Source organism: Streptomyces sp. NPDC042002, assembly GCF_055588305.1.
The window spans coordinates 1-21174 of the sequence record NZ_JBVJCT010000022.1 but is presented as its reverse complement, the minus strand read 5'-3'; the positions used below and the strand labels follow the sequence as shown (position 1 = coordinate 21174).

Genomic DNA, 21174 nt, shown 5'->3' with positions numbered 1-21174 from the left:
GCGTCAGGGTGTGCGATTAGGCTCCGGCCCCATGGGCGTACTCATCCACCTCTTCGTCGGCCTGCACATCATCGGCATCGCCGCGCTCCTCGGCGGCTTCTTCACCCAGATGAAGGCGATGGGCAAGGGCACCGCCCGCTTCGTCCCCGCGATGCTGCACGGCGCGCTGACCATGCTGGTCACCGGTGTCGCCCTGGTCGGGCTCAACCAGGCCGACGGCAACACGGTCAACACCGTCAAGATCGGTGTGAAGCTGGCCCTGCTGATCGTGATCCTCGGGCTCGTCTATGTGAAGCGGGACGACGAGACGGTGGACAAGCGCCTCTTCGGCCTCGTCGGGCTGCTGACCGTCGCGAACATCTTCATCGCCGTCCTGTGGACCTGACAGACACGTTCACCCCCGCGTGCGAGGCTTGGCCGGCCCCTCGCCTTGGCGAGGCAGGGTTGGCCGGCCCCCTCACCTCCGCGAGGCAGGCTGGACCGGCGCCTCACCTCCGTACCTCCGTGAGGGCAGGCTGGACCGGCGCCTTCACGCCCGTGTCGAGGACCTGACGGCGAGGGCGGCGCCCGCGGCGACCGCCAGCCACGCCGCCACCGCGATCCACAGCAGCACCTGCCCCGTGCCCTTGAGCCAGAAGACGTCGAGGGCGGACGCGACCGAGAGGGTCGCCACCGCCGTCATCCCCAGCGGGAAGACGGTCGCCCAGCGCCGCATGTCGTACCGCGGGCGCGGCCACACCGCCTCCGCGATGATCAGCAGGCAGTAACAGGCGAGGTCGAGCACGAGCAGTGTGCCGGTCGCGGCGCGCAGGACGCCCTGGTCGTCGTTGTTCCACAGGTACATGTTCACGTGGTGCGCGGTGACGAGTTCCGCCCCGGCCAGTGCCGAGATCGCGAGCGCGCCGCCCGCCACCCAGTGGTCCCCGGCGCCCTTCCTCACCTCCCACAGGTCGAAGTGCGCGAACGACACCCCGTAGAGCACGATCCCCAGCCAGAACAGCACCATCGCCGTGTGCGCGAGCCAGTCCGAACCCACGGCGGTGGCGATCGTCGAGCCGAGGACCGAGAGCCCCTGCGTGGCCACGCAGACGAGGAACACCTCTCCCGCCATACGGCGCCGCCAGTGCCGTACGACGGCCAGCAGCAGGATCGGCCAGAGCGCGGCCGACAGGGCGAGCAGGACCTCGGCGAGCCCCTGCCACCCCAGTACGGAGAACCTGGTGCCGAGCACGGTGGTCGCCGCGACCGCGTTGAGCCCGGCCGGCGTGCCGGCCTGCCGCACCCATTGCTCCCGGTCGCCCGCCAGCCGGACGAGGAAGTCCGCGGCGAGCCCGAGCCAGGCGAGCGACGCCAGGACCAGCGCGATCCGGGAGAGGGTCTCGTAGCCGGTCAGGTGCAGCCCGATCGAGATGACGCCGGTGGCCATGACGGCGGTTCCGGCGGCGGGCGACCGTCCCGCCCACCAGGCGCGGAACGAAGCGGTGTCCGGCATGTCCGGTGTATCTGGCATGCGCCCGATGCTAGGGATCTCCGGACCGGTTACCGACGGGGCACGCGCGTGGGGAGCGCGAAAACACCGGGCACGCGTGCGTGGGGGACGAAAACAGCGGAGCACGCGCGCGTGGGATACGAAACGCCGGGGCACGCGTGCGTGCCGTACGAAACGAGGGGCACACGCGCGTGGAGCTTCAGTCGCTCCACGCGCGCGTGCCCCGCGAAGGATGTCGCCCGCGCCCCGGACTACGCCGGGCGCACCACGCTGTGGATCGCCGAGGTGCCGTCGTAGTAGATCGACTCCTCGCGGACGTACGCTCCCGGTTTCGGCGCGTGGATCATCATGCCGTTGCCGATGTAGAGGCCGACGTGGCTGATGTCGTTGTAGAAGAAGACCAGGTCACCGGGCTGGGCGTCGGCGAGGGAGACCGTCGTGCCGGCGTTCACCTGGTCGTAGGTGACGCGCGGGAGACCGACACCGGCGGCCTTCCAGGCGGCCTGGGTCAGGCCCGAGCAGTCGTAGGAGTCCGGGCCGGTGGCGCCCCAGACGTACGGCTTGCCGATCTGGGTGCGGGCGAACGCGAGCGCCTTGGCCGCCTTGGTCGCGTACGAGGAGTCCGGGGCCGTCGATCCCGTCGCCGGTCCGGCAGTCGATCCGGCCGTCGAGCCGGTCGTGGTGCCGGACGACTGCCGCTGGGCGGCCTTCTCGGCGGCCGCCTGCTGTCGTGCCAGCTCCGCCGCCTTGGCCGTGGCCCGCTCCTGCTTCTTCTTCTCGATGGCCGCCAGCCGCGCCTTGTCCTCGGCGTTCAGCTTCGAGAGCAGGCCGCGGGCCTCGCCGAGCTTGCGCTGCACCGCGGCCTTGGACGTCCTGAGCGCGTTCTGCGAGGCGGTCAGCGACTGCAGGCTCCGGCTGGCCTCCGTACGCTTCCTGGTGGTGGCGGCCTGGTCGGTGATGTAGTCGTCCACGGCCGCCTTCTGGCGGGTCGTCAGACGGCTCATCAGCTGGGTCTGGTCGAAGTAGTCCTGCGGGTTGTCCGCGAGCAGCAGTGTCGCGGTGCTGGGCGCGACGGCCCCGGTGCGGTACTGCGCCGCGGCGAACGAACCCAGCTCCTCGCGCGCGGTGTTGAGCTTCTCGGTGCGCTGGGCGACGTCGTCGAGCAGGGTGTCGACGCGCTTCCGCTGCTTGGCGGCCTTCTCCCGGGTCGCGTTGTACTTGTCGGTGGCCGTCTCGGCCTGGTGGTAGAGGTCGTTGACCTTCTTCGAGACCTCTTCGACGCTGGGTCTGGGTTCGGCCGAGGGGGCGGCGTTCGCCGTCTGGGAGAGCAGGGCCACGGAGGCGAGGGCCGCCGTGGCGAGGGCCGGGGTCCGTATGCCTGCGATGCGCGTACCCGTAGGACGCCATTTGCGGTGCGACGCCAAGAGAGGCGACTCCTTCCGTCATCCGCCTGCCGAGTTAGCTGTCGGGTTCGGGCGGGTGGTTCCGGAAGGTTGCCCTACGGTCCATGCCCCACAAGGCGGTTGGACCGATTCACCCCGAGTTCGGTGGGTCCCCGGCTCCGGCGGCCCGTGGGCGTACCGAACTCGGCGGAGGCCGCTCGGCCCGGCGAGGTTCGCCGGTTGCGGTCGAGTGGCCTTCCGGCACGCTAACCAACTGTTGTGGCCCGTGTGAAGGTTGATGTGCGATATGCCCGATACATTTTCGTGACCTTCGCCGCGTACTCCGTCTCATGTGATGCGTTTGAGTTGATCTATCCGTATATGGGGTCAATGGTGCTTGTGACCTTCATGTGATGGCGGCTCCCTTGCGGAGGCGTCCCGCCGAACCTCACCTGGAGTGACAGGTCGGTCATGAAAGGTGATGGGCGGTCGTGTGGGCCCGGATGTCCGGGATTCGCGTCACGAGTTCCGGTCGAGTTCCCGGGGTGGCGGCGGGCTGTCAGTGGGGCGGCCTAGACTCGGAGAGCGATGAGCAGCCTCTTTGACGACAGCTTCCTGGCGGACCTCAAGCCCTCCGCGGCCCACGAGGACGAACACCCGCCGCCGCCCGAGGACGATCACGTACCGGAGCCGGTTCCGGACGATCTGTTCGGCGGGAAGTTCGACATGCCGCCGAGCCGGGACGCGTACTACCGCGACGGCGCGCCCAGGCCCGCCGTGGACCCGGCGGCCCTGCTGGACGGACTGAACGAGAACCAGCGCGCGGCCGTGGTGCACTCCGGCTCCCCGCTGCTCATCGTGGCCGGTGCCGGCTCCGGCAAGACCCGGGTGCTCACGCACCGGATCGCGCATCTGCTCGGCGAGCGCAACGTCCACCCCGGCCAGATCCTCGCGATCACCTTCACGAACAAGGCCGCGGGCGAGATGAAGGAGCGCGTGGAGGCGCTCGTGGGCCCGCGCGCCAACGCGATGTGGGTGATGACCTTCCACAGCGCCTGCGTCCGCATCCTGCGCCGCGAGAGCAAGACGCTCGGATTCACCTCGTCCTTCTCGATCTACGACGCCGCCGACTCCAAGCGTCTGATGGCGCTCGTCTGCCGTGATCTCGACCTCGACCCCAAGCGCTTCCCGCCGAAGTCGTTCAGCGCCAAGATCTCGAACCTGAAGAACGAGCTGATCGACGAGGAGGACTTCGCCGCTCAGGCCACCGACGGCTTCGAGAAGACCCTCGCCCAGGCGTACGCGATGTACCAGTCGCGGCTGCGCGAGGCCAACGCGCTCGACTTCGACGACCTGATCATGACCACGGTCCATCTGCTGCGCGCCTTCCCGGACGTCGCCGAGCACTACCGGCGCCGCTTCCGGCACGTCATGGTCGACGAGTACCAGGACACCAACCACGCGCAGTACGCGCTCGTCCGGGAACTCGTGGGCACCTCCGAGCACCCCGTGGACGTACCGCCCAGCGCGCACGAACTGCCCCCCGCCGAGCTGTGCGTCGTGGGTGACGCGGACCAGTCGATCTACGCCTTCCGGGGCGCGACCATCCGCAACATCCTCCAGTTCGAGGAGAACTACCCGAACGCGACGACGATCCTCCTGGAGCAGAACTACCGCTCCACCCAGACGATCCTGTCGGCCGCCAACGCGGTGATCGAGCGCAACGAGTCCCGCCGCCCCAAGAACCTGTGGACCAACGCGGGCGCGGGCTCGAACATCACGGGCTACGTCGCGGACACCGAGCACGACGAGGCCCAGTTCGTCGCCGACGAGATAGACCGTCTCACCGACGCGGGCGAGGCCAAGGCAGGCGACGTCGCGGTCTTCTACCGGACGAACGCCCAGTCCCGTGTCTTCGAAGAGGTCTTCATCCGCGTCGGCCTGCCCTACAAGGTCGTCGGCGGCGTCCGCTTCTACGAGCGCAAGGAGGTCCGGGACGTCCTGGCGTACCTCAGGGTGCTGTCCAACCCCGAGGACTCGGTCCCGATGCGCCGCATCCTGAACGTGCCCAAGCGCGGCATCGGCGACCGCGCCGAGGCGATGATCGACGCCCTGTCGCAGCGCGAGAAGATCAGCTTCCCGGCGGCGCTGCGCCGCGTCGACGAGGCCTACGGCATGGCCGCGCGCTCCACCAACGCGGTCAAGCGGTTCAACACGCTCATGGAGGACCTGCGCACCATCGTCGAGTCCGGCGCGGGCCCGGCCACCATCCTGGAGGCCGTCCTCGAACGCACCGGCTATCTCGCCGAGTTGCAGGCGTCGACCGACCCCCAGGACGAGACCCGGATCGAGAACCTTCAGGAACTCGCCGCCGTGGCCCTGGAGTTCGAGCAGGAGATCGGTGAAGGCGAGAACGCGGGCGGACTCGCCGCGTTCCTGGAGCGGGTCGCGCTGGTCGCCGACTCCGACCAGATCCCGGACGAGGAGGACGGCAACGGCGTCATCACCCTGATGACCCTGCACACCGCCAAGGGCCTCGAATTCCCCGTGGTCTTCCTGACCGGCATGGAGGACGGCGTCTTCCCGCACATGCGCGCGCTCGGGCAGGTCAAGGAGCTGGAGGAGGAGCGGCGCCTGGCGTACGTCGGCATCACGCGCGCGCGGGAGCGGCTCTACCTCACCCGGTCGTCGATGCGCAGCGCCTGGGGGCAGCCGTCGTACAACCCGCCCTCCCGTTTCCTGGAGGAGATCCCGGCGACCCATCTGGACTGGAAGCGCACGGGGGCGACGGCGTCCATGCCGGCCGGTCCGGTCTCCGGTGTCGCCGCCTCCCTGTCGTCCTCGCGTTCGCGGTCCGCGGCCTCGGGTGCCTCCGGGTTCGCCACGCGCCGCGGTGTCTCCGAGAAGCCGGTGGTCTCCCTGGCCGTCGGGGACCGGGTCACGCACGACCAGTTCGGCCTCGGCACCGTCGTCGGCGTGAAGGGGACGGGCGCGAACGCGGAGGCGACGGTCGACTTCGGAGAGCCCAAGCCGAAGCGGCTGCTGCTGCGGTACGCGCCGGTGGAGAAGCTGTAGCCCGGGAGATCACGCGCGGGACCGGATCGCGGGGACCCACGGCTGTCGGAAGACCGCCGGGGCCCCGGCGGTCAACCGCCCCTCGCGCCCTTGGTGGTCACGTGCGCCCCGGTGGTACGTGACGTCCGGTTGTTACGTGGGGTCCAGGCCGTGGCTGCGGAGCCAGGGCAGCGGGTCGATCGCCGCACCGCCGGCCGGGCGGACCTCGAAGTGCAGGTGCGGACCGGTCGAGTTGCCGGAGTTCCCGGAGAAGGCGATCTGGTCACCGGCCCTCACGGTGGTGCCGGAGGGGACCTTGTACGAGGAGAGGTGGCAGTACCACGTCTCCGTGCCGTCCATCGCGGTCACGATCATCATGTTGCCGTACGCGCTGTTCCACTGCGTCCGGACGGTCCCGTCGATGGCGGACATCACCGACGTCCCGTAGGAGACGGGGAAGTCGATGCCCGTGTGCACGGACATCCAGTTGACGCCGGCCTGGCCGAAGTAGGCGCTGAGGCCCCGCTGCGTCACCGGAAGGACGAACTTCGGACGCAGCCGCTCCTTGCGGGCCGCCGCCTCCGCCGCCTTCTTCTTCTCCGTCGCCTGCTGGGCCTTGAGGTCGATACGTTCCTGCGTGCGGCTCGCCCGGTCGGCGAAGTCGTCCGCGCCCGCGGAGAGACTCTGGAGCTGGGTGTCCAGCTTGATGTTCGCGGCCGACGGCTTCACGGAGGTCGCGTCGGAGGCGCTGGCCGTGGTGTCCTTCGAGTCGTTCCCGCCGAAGCCGCCGATGCCGCCCACGGAGGCGGCGGCGATCCCCGCCACCCCCATCACACAGGCCGAGGGCACCGCGACGGTCAGCAGAGCGGAACGTTTGGCGGGGCTGCGGCGCCGGGAACGGGAAGCGGTCCGCGTCGCGGGACGCCGGGCCGGGGTGACCTCTTCCATGTCGTCGAGCAGCGGCCTCTCGCGCCCCTCGTAGTACGGGTCGTACGCGTCGTCGGAGCCGTCGAGGTCGTCCGTGTCCGCGAAATCCTCGGCGTCGTCGAACTCGCCCTCGTCCGAGGTGAGTTGACCGTGGGTCGCCTGGTCGAAGGTCGCGGTCGCCTGCTGGTCGAAGGGAACCCGGGCCCCCGGATCGGACTGCTGCTCGTACGTCATGTCGAGCTGCGTGAGCTCGTGGTTGTACGACTCGGGCTCCGCGTGCGGCTGTTCGTACGACTCGGACCGCGGATGCCGCTGTTCGTAGGACTCGTGCTGCGGGTGCTCGTACGCCTGGTACGCGTCCTGGCCGCCGGCGCTGTTCCACCGCGTGGCGTCGTACGCGCCCGTCTCCTGCGTCGGCACGGTCCACTGCTGGGTGCCGTCGAGCTGCTGCTCGGGCTGGATCCAGGCGTTCGCGTCCCACTGGCCCGAGGCGTCGGGGCCCGGATACTGCGCGGGGATGGCGGCGAACTGCTGGTAGCCGTTCGTCCATGCCGTCGTGCTGTGGGCGCCGGTGTCGTAGGCGGCCTGGTGCTGCGCCGCGTACGGGTCGTAGTTCTGCGGCTGTTGGGCGCCGGCGTTCCATTGCGTGGCGTCGTACGAACCGGTGCCGCCGCCGCCCGACATGTCGCCGAAGAGCGGGTCACCGGCGAAGTCCGTGCCGGAGTGGGAGCCTGCGCCGGCCGCGTTCGCGCCCGAGCCGAAAGCCGTGGCGGAGTGGTCGCCGTACGCGGTGAAGTCGCCGTACTGGGCTTCTTGCGCACCGTAGGGCGCGTAGAGCGCCGAGGCGGCGTCGAAAGCCGGAGCCGGGGGAGTCGCGATCCCCGACGGGTGACGGTCGTTCACCAACTTCTCTTTCGCCTCGACAACAGGGGCTGGCAGAGCAGTGCGGTGACTGTACCCGGCGGTATGCGGGCGCGACAATCTTCCGCAGGTTTCCCCTTCGTGGGAAACGGGCATTCGGCCGTGTTTCGGGGGAGGGCGGGCAAGGCTTTGGCCTGGCGTTCGATAAGCGTTCGAAGTGTCGGGGCTGTGGGAGGGCTGTCGGGCGGCCGTCAGCCCGTCCTCGGCCCCCTCGTGTCTTCCTCAGGCCACCGTGAGGCCGCCGATCCGGGCGGCGGTGCGGGTGCCCGACACCTCGCTGTCGAGTGCCTGCCGGATCCCTGTCGCGACGGCCGGATGCACGGGCAGCGCGAGATGGCCGACTCCGCTCACGCGGACGTTCTGGGCGAGCAGGTCGGGATGCTCGACGCAGGCCGTCTCCAGCGGGTCCATCAGGTGGTCCAGGTCGCTCCAGAAGCTGAAGAACTGCGTACGGCAGCCCGGGGCGGGCCCGGTCAGTTCCTCGATCACGGCGGAGCCGGGACGCATCTGCCGGACGATCGGGTGCGCGTTCAGCAAGGGAGCCACGCGGGTGCCCGAGTGCGGGGTGCCCAGCGTGACGAGTGTGCGGACGTGCGTGTCGCCGCCCAGGCACTGCACGTAGTAGCGCGCGATCAGCCCGCCGAGGCTGTGTCCGACGATGTCCACCTGCTCGTGACCCGTGCGCTCGCAGATCTCCTCGATGTGCCGGCCCAGCAGCTCCGCCGCGGTGCGGATGTCGCAGGTCAGCGGTGAGTAGTTGAGGGACTCGACGTGCTGTCTGCCGTGCTGGGCGAGGTTGCGGCGCAGCAGGACGAAGACGGAGCGGTTGTCGATGAACCCGTGCAGCAGGACGACCGGGGGTTTGGCCTCCGTGGGCAGCTTGGCGGTGACGTCGGGCGAGGGGAGAGGGTGTCCGGTTCGCCGTTCCTGGGTGATGCCGGAGGGATAGAGGAGGAGGTGCCCGGCGAGAATCGCGAGCTCCAGAGCCGTCGCCTTCAACAGGGCCACCGAGAGCCCTGCCAGTTTCGTCGGAAACAGGCGCTGACAGAGGGGCAGAAAGGGCGACGCAGCCTCATTGACCTTCATGGCCGACCTCCAGTCGGCACGCGGGAGGACCACTCCGTCCCCCGTGTGCCCTAGTGGAAAGCCGTGAGGTCGGCGACGGCGGTGGCCGACGGAGCGTCTGCGGCGTGTGAGACCGGTGACGCTACGGAGTGCTCAGCGGAAGGGGCCGGGATACGACGCCGACTCCGGCTCCGCGACGGGCCGCCGCGCTGGGTGCGCGTGCGTCGCGTCGTGGCGTGGAGTCGTCTTCGTGTTCCCGTGGTCCTCTTTCCGGCGTCGCTCCCCGCTGTCGTGCCGTCGCCATGTGCCCCACCACCATGCCGTCCCGCTGACGACGCGAAGGTGTGGCCACCTGATCGCGGCTCTTCTTGCGCCTGCTCCGGTCGTGGCCCGTACGCCGCGGTTTCCTGCGGCGCCAGTGCCGCGATACGGAACCGTGCGCGGCGAACTTGTCCCAATGTGTGATTTCCCCCTCGGTCGGCACCACGAAACTGCCGGTTGCGGGATGCTGGCGATAACGTTCGTTCACTTCACCGGCCGAAAGGGCCCGGGGGCCCTGTGCCGCTTGGCGCGATCGGTCGTCCGGGGCGATCCGGTGTGGCGAGCGGAAAATTGAGCGATATGTGTCGATGGTCAGTAGTCGGCCTGGTCGACAGCTATCCGCTGGTGACAGCGGGTAGTCGGTGCTGGTCAATCGGTGAATTATCGATCAGTCGTCGGCCGTCGTCAGTCGGTCGGGCAGTCAGTCGGTAGTCGTAGGCAGGTGTCGGCAGTCCTCGTCGGCGCAGGTTGATGTAGTCGGTTCATGGAGGCAGTGATGGGTGTGGCAGCCGGTCCGATCCGCGTGGTGGTGGCCAAGCCGGGGCTCGACGGCCACGATCGCGGGGCCAAGGTGATCGCGCGGGCGCTGCGCGACGCCGGCATGGAGGTCATCTACACGGGGCTTCATCAGACCCCCGAGCAGATCGTCGACACCGCGATCCAGGAGGACGCCGACGCGATCGGCCTGTCCATCCTCTCCGGTGCCCACAACACGCTCTTCGCGGCCGTCATCGGCCTCCTCAAGGAGCGCGAAGCCGAGGACATCAAGGTCTTCGGCGGCGGCATCATCCCCGAGGCGGACATCGCTCCCCTCAAGGAGAAGGGCGTCGCGGAGATCTTCACACCGGGCGCGACGACGGTGTCGATCGTGGAGTGGGTACGAGCGAACGTCCGGCAACCGGCCGGCGCGTAACCGCCGGGTACCTCACCTCCGCCGCCACCCGGACACGGACGGCCCTCGGCATTCTCCAGCGCCGGAGAGCTTCAGCGCTGGGGAGCTTTGGCCTCCCTGGGTTCGCTGGTTCCCTGCATTCCCTGCGTTCCTCGGAGGACGAGGAGCGGGGCGCGCCGGGACGCCGGGCGGGACTGGCGCCGCGCCGAGGGGGTGGGCGGAAGCTCATGGCGCGGTGAGTTCGGCGGACATCGTTGCTCTGAGGCGCAAGGTCGTCACCAGTCGCTGGAACGCCTCCGCCCAGTAGCCGCCGGCCCCCGGTGCCGCGTGCTCGGACTCGTCGGGAACCGAGGTGAGACCTTCGAGCCGCCCCGCCTCCGCGGGGTCGAGGCAACGCTCGGCCAGCCCCATCACGCCGCTGAAGCTCCAGGGATAGCTCCCCGCGTCCCGCGCGATGTCGAGGGCGTCGACCACCGCCCGTCCGAGGCCCCCCGCCCAGGGCACCGCGCACACCCCGAGCAGCTGGAACGCCTCGGACAGTCCGTGCGTACCGATGAACCCGGCCACCCACTCGGCCCGCTCCCCCGCGCCCAGAGTGGCGAGCAGTTTGGCCCGCTCGGCCAGGGAGACCGCCCCGGGCCCCCCGGCCTCCGGAGCGGAGGGTGCCCCGAGGAGCGCCCTCGACCATTTGGGATCGCGCTGCCGCACCGCCGCCCGGCACCAGGCCGCGTGCAGTTCCCCCTGCCAGCCGTCCGCCACCGGCAGGGCCACGATCTCCTCCGGAGAACGCCCGCCGAGCCGGTCCCGCCAGGTCCCGAGCGGCGCCGCTTCGACCAACTGGCCCAGCCACCAGGACCGTTCACCTCGGCCGGCCGGGGGTTTCGGCACCACCCCGTCCCGCTCCATCCCCGCGTCGCACTCGTGCGGTGCCTCCACCACGATCACCGGCGTACCCCGAGTGCGGTCGACGGCCACGCACGAGACGGCTCTGGCCGCCATCCGGGCCGCGAGCGCGGAACCCGGCAGCGCGGACAGCAACTCGGCCGCAGTCGCCCGTACATTGCGGCTGCGGTCGGCCAGGGCCCGCTCCAGGAAGGGTTCGTCGTCGGCGCACAGCCCGGACCGCAGCGAGTCGAGGAACATCAGCCGGTCCTCGGCCCGCTCCGTCGTCCAGGTCGTGACGAGCAACTCGCGTGCGGCGGAAGGATCCTCGGCCCGCACCGCCGCCAGCAGCGCGACCCGCTCGGCGAACAGCCCTTCCTGCCACAACCGCTGTATGTGACCGGCCTCTTCCAGCCCCGGCAGCGCGGCGCCGCCGCCTGGCGAGGCGCGCAGCGCGAACCGCCACTCCGGGTTCAGCCGGGCCAGCCACAGAGCCCGCGGTCCGGCGAACGCGAGCGCGGCGGGACGCAGGTCCGTGCGCCCCCGGGCCGCGTCGAGAAGCGCCGGAAGGGTCTGCGGAGGTGCGGCGAATCCGCGGGCGTTCGCCATGGCCAGCCACTGGGGCAGCAGTTCCATGAGGTCGGGCGCCGCCCCTCTGCGGCCACCGCCGCCCGTGCCGGGCCGGTCCGCCAGCAGCGTCGCGAGTCTGCGGGCCGCGGCGGGCGGCAGCGCGCTCCGCGGGTCCGGCGCCGCGGGTTCCGGGCGGGCCGCCGCCGGCGCCGGCCGGATTCCGGCCCGCCTGCGCACGGTCTCCACGGCCGCCGCGTCCAGCAGCGCCACCGGTGCCTCCTGCCCGGGGTGGTGCCCCGGAGGCGTACGTCGCTCGGTCCCGAGCAGCGCCACGGTGACGAGTTCCTCCCAGGAACCGCCGACGGGCGCGCCCGCCGAAGCCGAGGTCGTGTTCATGGTCGTCCTTTCCGTACGGAGGGCATCAGCGGCTACCGGCCGTCGCGGCGATGGTCGGGGTGGCGAGCAAGGTGACGAGTGGGCGGACCAGGGCGATGGCGAGCGGGGTGACGCGTGGGCTGACGAGGGTGATGGCGGCGGTCAGCACAGCGGCACCGCCTCGCCCTCGCCCTGCGCCCACGCCGTCAGCGGCGTGAAGCCGCGGTGGCCGCACTCGCCGAAGACCGTGACCGGGGCGCCGCCCGACAGAGCGACCAGACGCCACAGATCGGGGCGGGACCGCGACGAAGGGCTGAGGGGAAGAGCCAACTCGCCATTCACGTCCGTGAGTTGCCACGAATCGCCGTCCGGGGCCGGGATGACCCGCTCCAGGGTGACCGGGCAGGAGTCCAGCCAGGGGTCGGCGCGCAGGGCCTCTCCGTAACGGGCGGCGGCCTCGGACGTGGTCAGCCCCGCCGGACGTATCGCCGCGGGCGCCGGAGGAGTGAACCGCTCGCCCAGCGCCGCCCGCGGCTGCCCGGCGCCCGGGTAAGCGGACAGCTCCGCCTCGAAGGCCAGCCCCACAGGAAGCGCCAGCTCGGGTGCCCGGCCGGCCGCGCCGTACGAGAGGACCAGGGCCGTGCGGCCGGACTCCGCGCCGTACAGCCAGATCCTGCGCGTCGTGAGCCGGGCGTCCGCCGTGTCGTACTGCGCGAGGACCAGCCAGCGGTCGCGCACCGGCGGGCCGTCCGCCGAGCCGGGCAGCCCCACACGCGAACGGACCGTCGCGGCCAGGCCGTCCGGCAGCCGCTCGCGCCGCAGCCATCCCTGGTCGAGAAGGTGGAGCAGCGCGCACTCCTCCAGCAGCCGCACCGGCCAGCCCGGTCCCGACGAGGGAATCGCGCCCAACTCCCTTACACGCGCCGCCAGACCGGGTGCCTGCGCGTCGACCATCCGGGCAGCCGTCTCCTCCCACATCCCGTACCCCGCCCGCTCGGCGGAGGCGAGGCCGCCACGCAGCAGGTCCGCGAGGCGCTGCTCCAACTCGGCCGCCCCCGCGGTGATCCGCTCGGCCCGCCGCTCCGCCCTGCGCCGCGCCGCCTCCGGATCACCCGACGAAGAAGCTCCAGATCCCCCGCCCGCGGCATTCCTGTCTTCCGCGCGCTTGCGTCTTCCCTCCAGCCACTGGGCGGCCCAGTCCGGCGCCTGCCCGGACGGCACCGCGCCGTCCGCGCCCGCCCAGAGCAGCAGCAGTCCCAGCGCGTGCTTGCACGGGAACTTTCGGCTCGGGCAACTGCACTTGTAAGCGGGACCCGTCGAGCCCGCGATGTCGATGACCGTCTGATACGGCTTGCTGCCACTTCCCCTGCACAGTCCCCATACCGTCCCCTCCTCGGTACTGCCCGCCTCCGACCACGGACCGGCCGCGCCGAGCTTGCTCCCCGCCTTGCGCGACGCGGCGTCAGGCGCCAGTGCCAGCACCTGATCCGCCGTCCAGCGCACCGCCTGCTGTGTCATGCCATCGAAGGTAGGTCCCGCCACTGACAATCGATCCTCGCGAGCACGTTTGCGCAGGTCAGAGCGCATTGTCAGTGGCGTGGTGCACGGTGGAACCAGATCCGAACCGGCCGAGCTGGAGGGGGACCGAGCCATGTCCGTGTCCGTTGAACCGACGTCCGTTCACACACCCGCGGAAGAGAGGGGGGCGAGCAGGCCGAGCGAGGTGCTGCGACCGCACGCCGAGCACGCCTTCGCCGCCGAACTCGCCGCGCTCGCCGCGCAGGACGACCGGCCACGCCCGGAACGCTGGCTGCTGTCGCCCTGGGCCGTGGCCACCTACCTGCTGGGCGGCACACTGCCGGACGGCACCGTGATCACCCCCAAATATGTCGGGCCGCGCCGCATCGTCGAGGTCGCCGTCACCACCCTCGCCACCGACCGGGCGCTGCTCCTGCTCGGTGTGCCCGGCACCGCGAAGACCTGGGTGTCCGAGCACCTGGCCGCGGCGGTCAGCGGCGACTCGACACTGCTCGTGCAGGGCACGGCCGGCACGCCGGAGGAGGCCATCCGGTACGGCTGGAACTACGCGCGGCTGCTCGCGCACGGGCCCAGCCGGGACGCTCTGGTGCCGAGCCCCGTCATGCGGGCCATGGCCGAGGGCATGACGGCCCGGGTCGAGGAACTGACCCGCGTGCCCGCGGACGTACAGGACAGCCTGATCACGATTCTCTCCGAAAAGACCTTGCCGATACCGGAATTGGGCCAGGAAGTGCAGGCCGTGCGCGGCTTCAACCTGATCGCCACGGCCAACGACCGCGACCGCGGGGTCAACGAACTCTCCAGCGCCCTGCGCCGCCGTTTCAACACGGTGGTGCTGCCGCTGCCGGAGAGCGCCGACGCCGAGGTCGACATCGTCTCGCGCCGGGTCGACCAGATCGGCCGCTCCCTGGACCTGCCCGCCGTGCCGGAGGGTGTCGACGAGATCCGCCGTGTCGTCACCGTCTTCCGGGAGCTGCGCGACGGGATCACGGCCGACGGGCGGACGAAACTGAAGTCGCCCAGCGGCACGCTGTCCACGGCCGAGGCGATCTCCGTCGTCACCAACGGCCTCGCTCTGGCAGCCCACTTCGGCGACGGCGTCCTGCGGGCGAGCGATGTCGCCGCCGGCATCCTCGGCGCTGTCGTGCGCGACCCCGCGGCCGACCGTGTCATCTGGCAGGAGTACCTGGAAGCGGTCGTCCGCGAGCGTGACGGCTGGAAGGACTTCTACCGCGCCTGCCGCGAGGTGAGCGCGTGAACGCGGAACGGGACGCCGGGCCGCCCGCGCCGGAGCACGGAGCGACCGCCCGGGGCGCCGGGCCGCTGCTGCTCGGCGTGCGGCATCACGGGCCCGGGTCGGCGCGGGCCGTGCGGGCCGCGCTGGAGGCGGCGGCTCCACGGGTCGTACTGATCGAGGGGCCGCCCGAGGCGGACCGGCTCGTCCCGCTGGCCGCCGACAAGGACATGCGGCCCCCCGTGGCGCTCCTCGCCCATGTCGTGGACGAGCCCGGCCACTCGGCCTTCTGGCCACTGGCCGAGTTCTCACCGGAGTGGGTGGCGATCCAGTGGGCCCTGGAACACGGAGCGGCGGCCCGTTTCATCGACCTCCCGGCGGCCCACACCCTGGCCTGGGGAAAGGACGAGGCGGACCCGGAACGGGACGAGCCGGGGAGCCCGTTCGCAGCCGAGCCGGGCCCGCCCGGGAACTCCGACGCGCCCAGCCCGGCTGGTGCTTCCGCCACGGCGGGTGATTCCGGGTGGCCGGGTGCGGGCGGTGATGCTGACCGTTCTCCCGACGCGGAGGCCGTGCGGATCGACCCCCTCGGGGTGCTCGCCGAGGTGGCCGGTTACGACGACCCGGAGCGCTGGTGGGAGGACGTGGTCGAGCACCGGGCCGGGACGGCGGGCGATCCGTTCGCGCCGTTCGCCGTGCTGGAGGAGGCCATGGGGGCGCTGCGCGAGGTGTACGGGGTCGGGGGACACGACCGGGACCTGGTGCGTGAGGCGTACATGCGGCTCCAGATCCGGGCGGCACAGCGGGAGTCCGGGGACGACGTGGCCGTGGTGTGCGGGGCCTGGCACGTGCCCGCGCTGCGGCAGCGGACCACGGTCGGCGCGGACCGGGCACTCCTCAAGGGCCTGCCCAAGGCCAAGGTCGACCTGACATGGGTGCCCTGGACGCACCGCAGGCTCTCCCGGGTCAGCGGGTACGGGGCCGGCATCGACTCGCCGGGCTGGTACGGGCATCTGTTCAGCGCCCCCGACCGCCCGGTCGCGCGGTGGATGACCAAGGTGGCCCGGCTGCTGCGCGACGAGGACCGGGGCGTGTCGTCGGCCCACGTCATCGAGGCCGTGCGACTGGCCGACACACTCGCCGCGATGCGCGGGCGCCCGCTGCCCGGACTGACCGAGACCACCGATGCCGTCCGGGCCGTGATGTGCGAGGGCTCGGACGTGCCCCTGGCGCTGGTGCGCGACCGGCTCGTGGTCGGGGATGTGCTGGGGGAGGTGCCGGAATCCGCCCCGGCGGTGCCGTTGCAGCGGGACCTCACGCGGTCGCAGCGGCGGCTGCGGCTCAAGCCCGAGGCACTGGAGCGGGAGGTCGAGCTCGACCTGCGCAAGGAGACCGACGCGGGGCGCAGCACTCTGTTGCACCGGTTGCGGCTCCTGGGTGTCGCGTGGGGCGAGCCCGCGACGTCCCGCGGCAGCACGGGCACCTTCCGGGAGACCTGGCGGCTCCGCTGGGAGCCGGAGCTGTCGGTGAGGGTCGCCGAAGCAGGCGTGTGGGGCACGACGGTTCTGGCCGCCGCGACGGCCAGGGCCGAGGCGGATGCCGTCGGCGCGCCGTCCCTGGCCGATGTCACGGCGCTCGCCGAGCGCTGCCTTCTCGCCGAACTCCCGGACGCGCTGCCCGTGGTGATGCGGGTGCTCGCCGACCGGGCCGCCCTCGACGCCGACGTGGGCCACCTCGCGCAGGCGCTGCCCGCACTCGTCCGCTCCCTGCGGTACGGCGACGTACGCGGCACGGACACCCACGCCCTCGCTGATGTCGCGGCCGGCCTCGCCGAGCGCGTCTTCGTCGGGCTGCCCCCGGCCTGCACCGCCCTCGACAGCGACGCCGCCGAGGAGATGCGCCGCCACGTCGACGCCGTGCACGGGGCGGTGGGCCTGCTGGGGGAGGCGACCGCGGGGGCCGCTTCGTCCGGAGACAGAGCTCCGGCCGGCGGCATCCGGGGGCGCTGGCACTCCGTGCTGCGGGTGCTCGCCGCGCGGGACACCGTGCCCGGGGTGGTCAGAGGGCGGGCGGTCCGCCTGCTCCTCGACGAAGGGGAGCTGGCGCAGGAAGAGGCCGCGCGGCTCATGGGGCTCGTGCTCTCGCCGGGGACGGAGCCCGCGGACGCGGCCGCGTGGATCGAGGGGTTCGTCGGGGGCGGCTCCGGCGGCGGCATGCTGCTCGTGCACGACGAGCGGCTGCTCGGGCTCGTGGACGCGTGGCTGACCGGGGTGCCGAAGGAGGCGTTCACCGATGTGCTGCCGCTGTTGCGCCGGACGTTCTCGGCGTACGAGACGGGGGTGCGCAGGACGCTGGGTGAACTCGTCCGGCGCGGTCCGGCGCCGCGTGCGGATGCCGAGGTCACCGGCTCCGGTTCCGGCATACCCGGGTTCGCCGTCGGCCTCGACACCGGGCGGGCGGACGCCGTACTGCCGCTGCTGAGCCTGCTGCTCGGGCTGGGCGAGTCCGGTGATGCCGAGGAGAGCGCGGAGGGCCGGAGCGACGGCGGGGACAACGCGGAGGGCCGGAGCGACGGCGCGGGCGACACGGACGGCGGGGACCGGGCCGACCGGACGCGTCACGGCGACGGCAACGAGCACGACCAGGACCAGGACCAGGACCAGGACCAGGACAACGATCTTGTGAGGGTGGCTCCATGACCGAGGCAGCGGTGAGCGTCGGCGACGAGCGGCTGCGGCGATGGCGGCTGGTGCTCGGCGGCGAGGAGGCGGACGGCACCGGATGCGTGCTCTCCGGGCAGGACGCCGCCATGGACAAGGCGCTGGGCGCGCTCTACGGGAAGGGGAGCGACGGGAGCAAGGGACAGCCGGGGCGGGACCGCTCGGCGGGGCTCGGGGCGTCGGCACCGTCGGTCGCGCGCTGGCTCGGCGACATCCGGACCTACTTCCCCTCCTCCGTAGTACAGGTGATGCAGCGCGACGCCATCGACCGGCTCGGGCTCTCCGCCCTGCTCCTGGAGCCCGAGATGCTGGAGGCGGTGGAGGCCGACGTGCACCTGGTGGGCACCCTCCTCTCCCTCAACAAGGCCATGCCGGAGACGACGAAGGAGACCGCGCGGGCCGTGGTGCGCAAGGTCGTGGAGGACCTGGAGAAGCGGCTCGCCACGCGCACCCGGGCCACGCTCACCGGCGCCCTCGACCGCAGCGCCCGGATCAGCAGACCCCGCCACCACGACATCGACTGGAACCGCACGATCGCGGCCAACCTGAAGCACTACCTGCCCGAGTACCGCACGATCGTGCCCGAGCGGCTGATCGGCTACGGGCGGGCCTCGCAGTCGGTGAAGAAGGAGGTCATCCTCTGCATCGACCAGTCGGGGTCGATGGCGGCGTCGGTCGTCTACGCCTCCGTGTTCGGTGCCGTGCTCGCGTCGATGCGGTCCATCGCCACCCGGCTCGTCGTCTTCGACACGGCCGTCGTCGATCTCACCGACCAGCTCGACGACCCGGTCGACGTCCTCTTCGGCACCCAGCTCGGCGGCGGCACGGACATCAACCGGGCACTCGCGTACTGCCAGTCCCAGATCACCAGGCCGGCCGACACGGTCGTCGTCCTCATCAGCGACCTCTACGAAGGCGGGATACGCGACGAGATGCTGAAGCGCGTCGCGGCGATGAAGGCGTCGGGGGTGCAGTTCGTGACGCTGCTCGCGCTGTCCGACGAGGGGGCGCCCGCGTACGACCGTGAGCACGCGGCGGCGCTCGCGGCGCTCGACGCGCCGGCGTTCGCCTGCACACCCGATCTGTTCCCCGAGGTCATGGCCGCCGCGATCGAGAAGCGGCCGCTGCCGATACCGGACACCCGGTGAGAAGGGACGGGTGGCGGGTGACCGACTTCCGACGCGTGACCGACTTCGCGGGCTCGTGGACCCGGACGGCCGATCGCCCGCGGATCCACCCGACCGGACCCCTGTGCGAGGACAGGGCGGTCCCCATGGGGGTGTGGGCCACTCGCGAGGGGCCATCAGCGGCTGTTCAGAGGGGTCTCACCAGGCAATCCCCGGCCTGGTGAGGGGCGGTCCGGACCCGTTCTGTGACAGGTATCACCGCTGAGGTGTGATCTGCGATTTAGGGACCCGCGTCCCACGGCGATAACCTGCGAGACGGACATGCCGCGCGCTCGGACATCGTGTGCGCCACCCTTGTGACAGCGGACGTCACGTTGCCCTTCGCGGCACGCCCACGCAGACAACGAACCGCGAGATCACTGATAGGGACGGACGCGCGTGGACCTGTTCGAGTACCAGGCGAGGGACCTCTTCGCCAAGCACGGTGTACCGGTGCTGGCCGGTGAAGTCATTGACACGCCTGAGGCAGCCCGCGAGGCGACCGAGCGTCTTGGCGGCAAGTCCGTCATCAAGGCGCAGGTGAAGGTCGGTGGCCGTGGAAAGGCCGGCGGCGTCAAGCTCGCCGCCACCCCGGACGAGGCCGTCGCCCGCGCGACGGACATCCTCGGCATGGACATCAAGGGCCACACGGTCCACAAGGTGATGATCGCCGAGACCGCGCCCGAGATCATCGAGGAGTACTACGTCTCGTACCTCCTCGACCGCACGAACCGCACCTTCCTCGCCATGGCGTCCGTTCAGGGCGGCGTGGAGATCGAGGTCGTCGCGGAGGAGAACCCCGACGCCCTCGCGAAGGTGCCGGTCGACGCCAACGAAGGCGTGTCGATCGAGAAGGCCCGCGAGATCGTCGCCCAGGCGAAGTTCCCGGCCGAGGTGGCCGAGCAGGTCGCCGAGATCCTGGTGACGCTGTGGGACACCTTCATCAAGGAGGACGCCCTCCTCGTCGAGGTGAACCCGCTGGCCAAGGTCGCCTCCGGCAAGGTCATCGCCCTTGACGGCAAGGTGTCGCTGGACGAGAACGCCGAGTTCCGTCAGCCGGACCACGCCGCGCTCGAGGACAAGGAGTCGGCCAACCCGCTCGAGGCCGCCGCCAAGGCCAAGAACCTCAACTACGTCAAGCTCGACGGTGAGGTCGGCATCATCGGCAACGGCGCGGGTCTCGTCATGAGCACCCTCGACGTCGTCGCCTACGCCGGTGAGAACCACGGTGGGGTCAAGCCCGCCAACTTCCTCGACATCGGCGGTGGCGCCTCCGCCGCCGTCATGGCGAACGGCCTGGAGATCATCCTCGGCGACCCGGACGTCAAGTCCGTCTTCGTCAACGTCTTCGGTGGCATCACCGCCTGTGACGAGGTCGCCAACGGCATCGTCCAGGCGCTTCAGCTGCTCGCCGACAAGGGCGAGGCAGTCACCAAGCCGCTGGTCGTGCGTCTCGACGGCAACAACGCCGAGCTGGGTCGCAAGATCCTGTCGGACGCCAACCACCCGCTGGTCCAGCGCGTGGACACCATGGACGGCGCGGCCGACAAGGCCGCCGAGCTCGCGGCTGCGAAGTAAGGGACGAGGGACTAAACAGCCATGGCTATCTTCCTCAACAAGGACAGCAAGGTCATCGTCCAGGGCATGACCGGTGCCACGGGTATGAAGCACACCAAGCTCATGCTCGCGGACGGGACGAACATCGTCGGTGGCGTGAACCCGCGCAAGGCGGGCACCTCCGTCGACATCGACGGCAACGAGATCCCCGTCTTCGGCACGGTCGCCGAGGCGATCGAGAAGACGGGCGCCAACGTGTCCGTCCTCTTCGTGCCGCCGGCGTTCGCCAAGGCCGCCGTCGTCGAGGCGATCGACGCGGAGATCCCCCTCGCGGTCGTCATCACCGAGGGCATCGCCGTCCACGACTCCGCCGCCTTCTGGGCGTACGCGAAGTCGAAGGGCAACAAGACCCGCATCATCGGCCCGAACTGCCCCGGTCTCATCACCCCGGGCCAGTCCAACGCCGGCATCATCCCGGGCGACATCACGAAGCCGGGCCGCATCGGCCTGGTCTCGAAGTCCGGCACGCTGACGTACCAGATGATGTACGAGCTCCGTGACATCGGCTTCTCGTCCGCCGTCGGCATCGGTGGCGACCCGGTCATCGGTACGACGCACATCGACGCGCTCGCCGCGTTCGAGGCCGACCCCGACACCGACCTGATCGTCATGATCGGCGAGATCGGCGGCGACGCCGAGGAGCGTGCGGCGGACTTCATCGCGAAGAACGTGACGAAGCCGGTCGTCGGCTACGTCGCCGGCTTCACCGCGCCCGAGGGCAAGACCATGGGCCACGCCGGCGCCATCGTCTCCGGCTCCTCCGGCACGGCCGCCGCGAAGAAGGAGGCCCTTGAGGCCGCGGGCGTCAAGGTCGGCAAGACGCCGACCGAGACGGCCAAGCTCGCGCGCGAGATCCTCGCCGGCTGAGCTGTCGCCCGACCGAACGCCGGTGGGGGGGGGGGGGGGGGGGGGGGGGGGGGGGGGGGGGGGTGCGGGGGGGGGGGGGGGGGGGGGGGAGGAGGACATAGCCGCGAAGGGCGATCACTATTCTGCGTTCCGCATGTTCGCGCCCTACCCCCA

15 protein-coding genes and 1 riboswitch are annotated in these 21174 nt (G+C 71.2%); of the genes, 8 read left to right on the top strand and 7 right to left on the bottom strand.

What is annotated here, in order from left to right; all coding sequences use genetic code 11:
- Positions 1-31: 31 nt before the first annotated feature.
- On the top strand, positions 32-385 hold the full coding sequence (locus ACZ6KY_RS27125) for a hypothetical protein (protein ID WP_469312900.1): 354 nt from the start codon (positions 32-34) through the stop codon (positions 383-385).
- A 144-nt stretch (positions 386-529) separates the two neighbouring features.
- On the opposite strand, the gene ACZ6KY_RS27120 is transcribed toward ACZ6KY_RS27125, so the two are convergent.
- A complete protein-coding gene (locus ACZ6KY_RS27120; protein WP_469312899.1) occupies positions 530-1510 on the bottom strand; it encodes a tellurite resistance/C4-dicarboxylate transporter family protein in 981 nt (326 codons plus the stop codon).
- A gap of 230 nt (positions 1511-1740) precedes the next feature.
- A complete protein-coding gene (locus ACZ6KY_RS27115) occupies positions 1741-2913 on the bottom strand; it encodes a C40 family peptidase (RefSeq protein ID WP_469312898.1) in 1173 nt (390 codons plus the stop codon).
- Positions 2914-2921: 8 nt separating this feature from the next.
- Positions 2922-3091: riboswitch (cyclic di-AMP (ydaO/yuaA leader) on the bottom strand.
- 368 nt (positions 3092-3459) lie between these two features.
- Between ACZ6KY_RS27115 and pcrA the strand changes: the two genes are divergently transcribed.
- Positions 3460-5946: a DNA helicase PcrA gene (gene pcrA / locus ACZ6KY_RS27110; protein ID WP_469312897.1), complete on the top strand. Its 2487-nt coding sequence runs from the start codon at positions 3460-3462 to the stop codon at positions 5944-5946.
- 132 nt (positions 5947-6078) lie between these two features.
- On the opposite strand, the gene ACZ6KY_RS27105 is transcribed toward pcrA, so the two are convergent.
- The gene (locus tag ACZ6KY_RS27105) at positions 6079-7869 is read right to left on the bottom strand and encodes a M23 family metallopeptidase (RefSeq protein WP_469312896.1); all 1791 of its coding nucleotides are present in this window, start codon (positions 7867-7869) and stop codon (positions 6079-6081) included.
- A gap of 126 nt (positions 7870-7995) precedes the next feature.
- Positions 7996-8859: an esterase/lipase family protein gene (locus tag ACZ6KY_RS27100; protein ID WP_469312895.1), complete on the bottom strand. Its 864-nt coding sequence runs from the start codon at positions 8857-8859 to the stop codon at positions 7996-7998.
- 796 nt (positions 8860-9655) lie between these two features.
- Between ACZ6KY_RS27100 and ACZ6KY_RS27095 the strand changes: the two genes are divergently transcribed.
- Positions 9656-10072, top strand: a complete 417-nt coding sequence (locus ACZ6KY_RS27095; protein ID WP_469312894.1) for a cobalamin B12-binding domain-containing protein — start codon at positions 9656-9658, stop codon at positions 10070-10072.
- Between the two features lie 204 nt (positions 10073-10276).
- Here ACZ6KY_RS27095 and ACZ6KY_RS27090 read toward each other — a convergent pair whose 3' ends face one another.
- Genes ACZ6KY_RS27090 through ACZ6KY_RS27080 form a run of 3 tightly spaced genes read right to left on the bottom strand, consistent with a single transcriptional unit; the run spans position 10277 to position 13396 of the window.
- Positions 10277-11899: a DUF5691 domain-containing protein gene (locus ACZ6KY_RS27090; RefSeq protein WP_469312893.1), complete on the bottom strand. Its 1623-nt coding sequence runs from the start codon at positions 11897-11899 to the stop codon at positions 10277-10279.
- A 25-nt stretch (positions 11900-11924) separates the two neighbouring features.
- Positions 11925-12047 carry a hypothetical protein gene (locus ACZ6KY_RS27085; RefSeq protein WP_469312892.1) on the bottom strand — a complete coding sequence of 41 codons (123 nt, stop codon included), beginning with the start codon at positions 12045-12047 and terminating at the stop codon, positions 11925-11927.
- Positions 12041-13396: an SWIM zinc finger family protein gene (locus tag ACZ6KY_RS27080; RefSeq protein WP_469312891.1), complete on the bottom strand. Its 1356-nt coding sequence runs from the start codon at positions 13394-13396 to the stop codon at positions 12041-12043. Before ACZ6KY_RS27080 ends, ACZ6KY_RS27085 begins: the two co-directional genes overlap by 7 nt.
- 133 nt (positions 13397-13529) lie before the next feature.
- Here ACZ6KY_RS27080 and ACZ6KY_RS27075 point away from each other — a divergent pair, with 133 nt between their 5' ends.
- From ACZ6KY_RS27075 to sucD, 5 genes are all read left to right on the top strand, one after another.
- Entirely contained in the window at positions 13530-14675 is a 1146-nt protein-coding gene (locus ACZ6KY_RS27075) for an ATP-binding protein (protein WP_469312890.1), read from the top strand.
- A 65-nt stretch (positions 14676-14740) separates the two neighbouring features.
- A complete protein-coding gene (locus tag ACZ6KY_RS27070; RefSeq protein ID WP_469312976.1) occupies positions 14741-17350 on the top strand; it encodes a DUF5682 family protein in 2610 nt (869 codons plus the stop codon).
- Positions 17347-18519, top strand: a complete 1173-nt coding sequence (locus ACZ6KY_RS27065; protein ID WP_469312889.1) for a VWA domain-containing protein — start codon at positions 17347-17349, stop codon at positions 18517-18519. Before ACZ6KY_RS27070 ends, ACZ6KY_RS27065 begins: the two co-directional genes overlap by 4 nt.
- A gap of 417 nt (positions 18520-18936) precedes the next feature.
- Positions 18937-20115, top strand: coding sequence for an ADP-forming succinate--CoA ligase subunit beta (gene sucC / locus ACZ6KY_RS27060; protein ID WP_469312888.1), 1179 nt, complete (start codon positions 18937-18939; stop codon positions 20113-20115).
- A 21-nt stretch (positions 20116-20136) separates the two neighbouring features.
- Positions 20137-21021, top strand: coding sequence for a succinate--CoA ligase subunit alpha (gene sucD, locus ACZ6KY_RS27055; RefSeq protein ID WP_329301294.1), 885 nt, complete (start codon positions 20137-20139; stop codon positions 21019-21021).
- Positions 21022-21174 lie beyond the last annotated feature (153 nt).

Bases quoted from the DNA above. Each gene is read 5' to 3' on its own strand.
- ACZ6KY_RS27120 (WP_469312899.1), bottom strand. From the start codon at position 1,510: ATGCCAGATACACCGGACATGCCGGACACCGCTTCGTTCCGCGCCTGG.
- ACZ6KY_RS27065 (WP_469312889.1), top strand. From the start codon at position 17,347: ATGACCGAGGCAGCGGTGAGCGTCGGCGACGAGCGGCTGCGGCGATGG.
- ACZ6KY_RS27080 (WP_469312891.1), bottom strand. From the start codon at position 13,396: ATGACACAGCAGGCGGTGCGCTGGACGGCGGATCAGGTGCTGGCACTG.
- ACZ6KY_RS27095 (WP_469312894.1), top strand. From the start codon at position 9,656: ATGGGTGTGGCAGCCGGTCCGATCCGCGTGGTGGTGGCCAAGCCGGGG.
- sucD (WP_329301294.1), top strand. From the start codon at position 20,137: ATGGCTATCTTCCTCAACAAGGACAGCAAGGTCATCGTCCAGGGCATG.
- ACZ6KY_RS27105 (WP_469312896.1), bottom strand. From the start codon at position 7,869: ATGCCCGTTTCCCACGAAGGGGAAACCTGCGGAAGATTGTCGCGCCCG.
- ACZ6KY_RS27090 (WP_469312893.1), bottom strand. From the start codon at position 11,899: ATGAACACGACCTCGGCTTCGGCGGGCGCGCCCGTCGGCGGTTCCTGG.
- ACZ6KY_RS27125 (WP_469312900.1), top strand. From the start codon at position 32: ATGGGCGTACTCATCCACCTCTTCGTCGGCCTGCACATCATCGGCATC.
- ACZ6KY_RS27100 (WP_469312895.1), bottom strand. From the start codon at position 8,859: ATGAAGGTCAATGAGGCTGCGTCGCCCTTTCTGCCCCTCTGTCAGCGC.
- pcrA (WP_469312897.1), top strand. From the start codon at position 3,460: ATGAGCAGCCTCTTTGACGACAGCTTCCTGGCGGACCTCAAGCCCTCC.
- ACZ6KY_RS27075 (WP_469312890.1), top strand. From the start codon at position 13,530: ATGTCCGTGTCCGTTGAACCGACGTCCGTTCACACACCCGCGGAAGAG.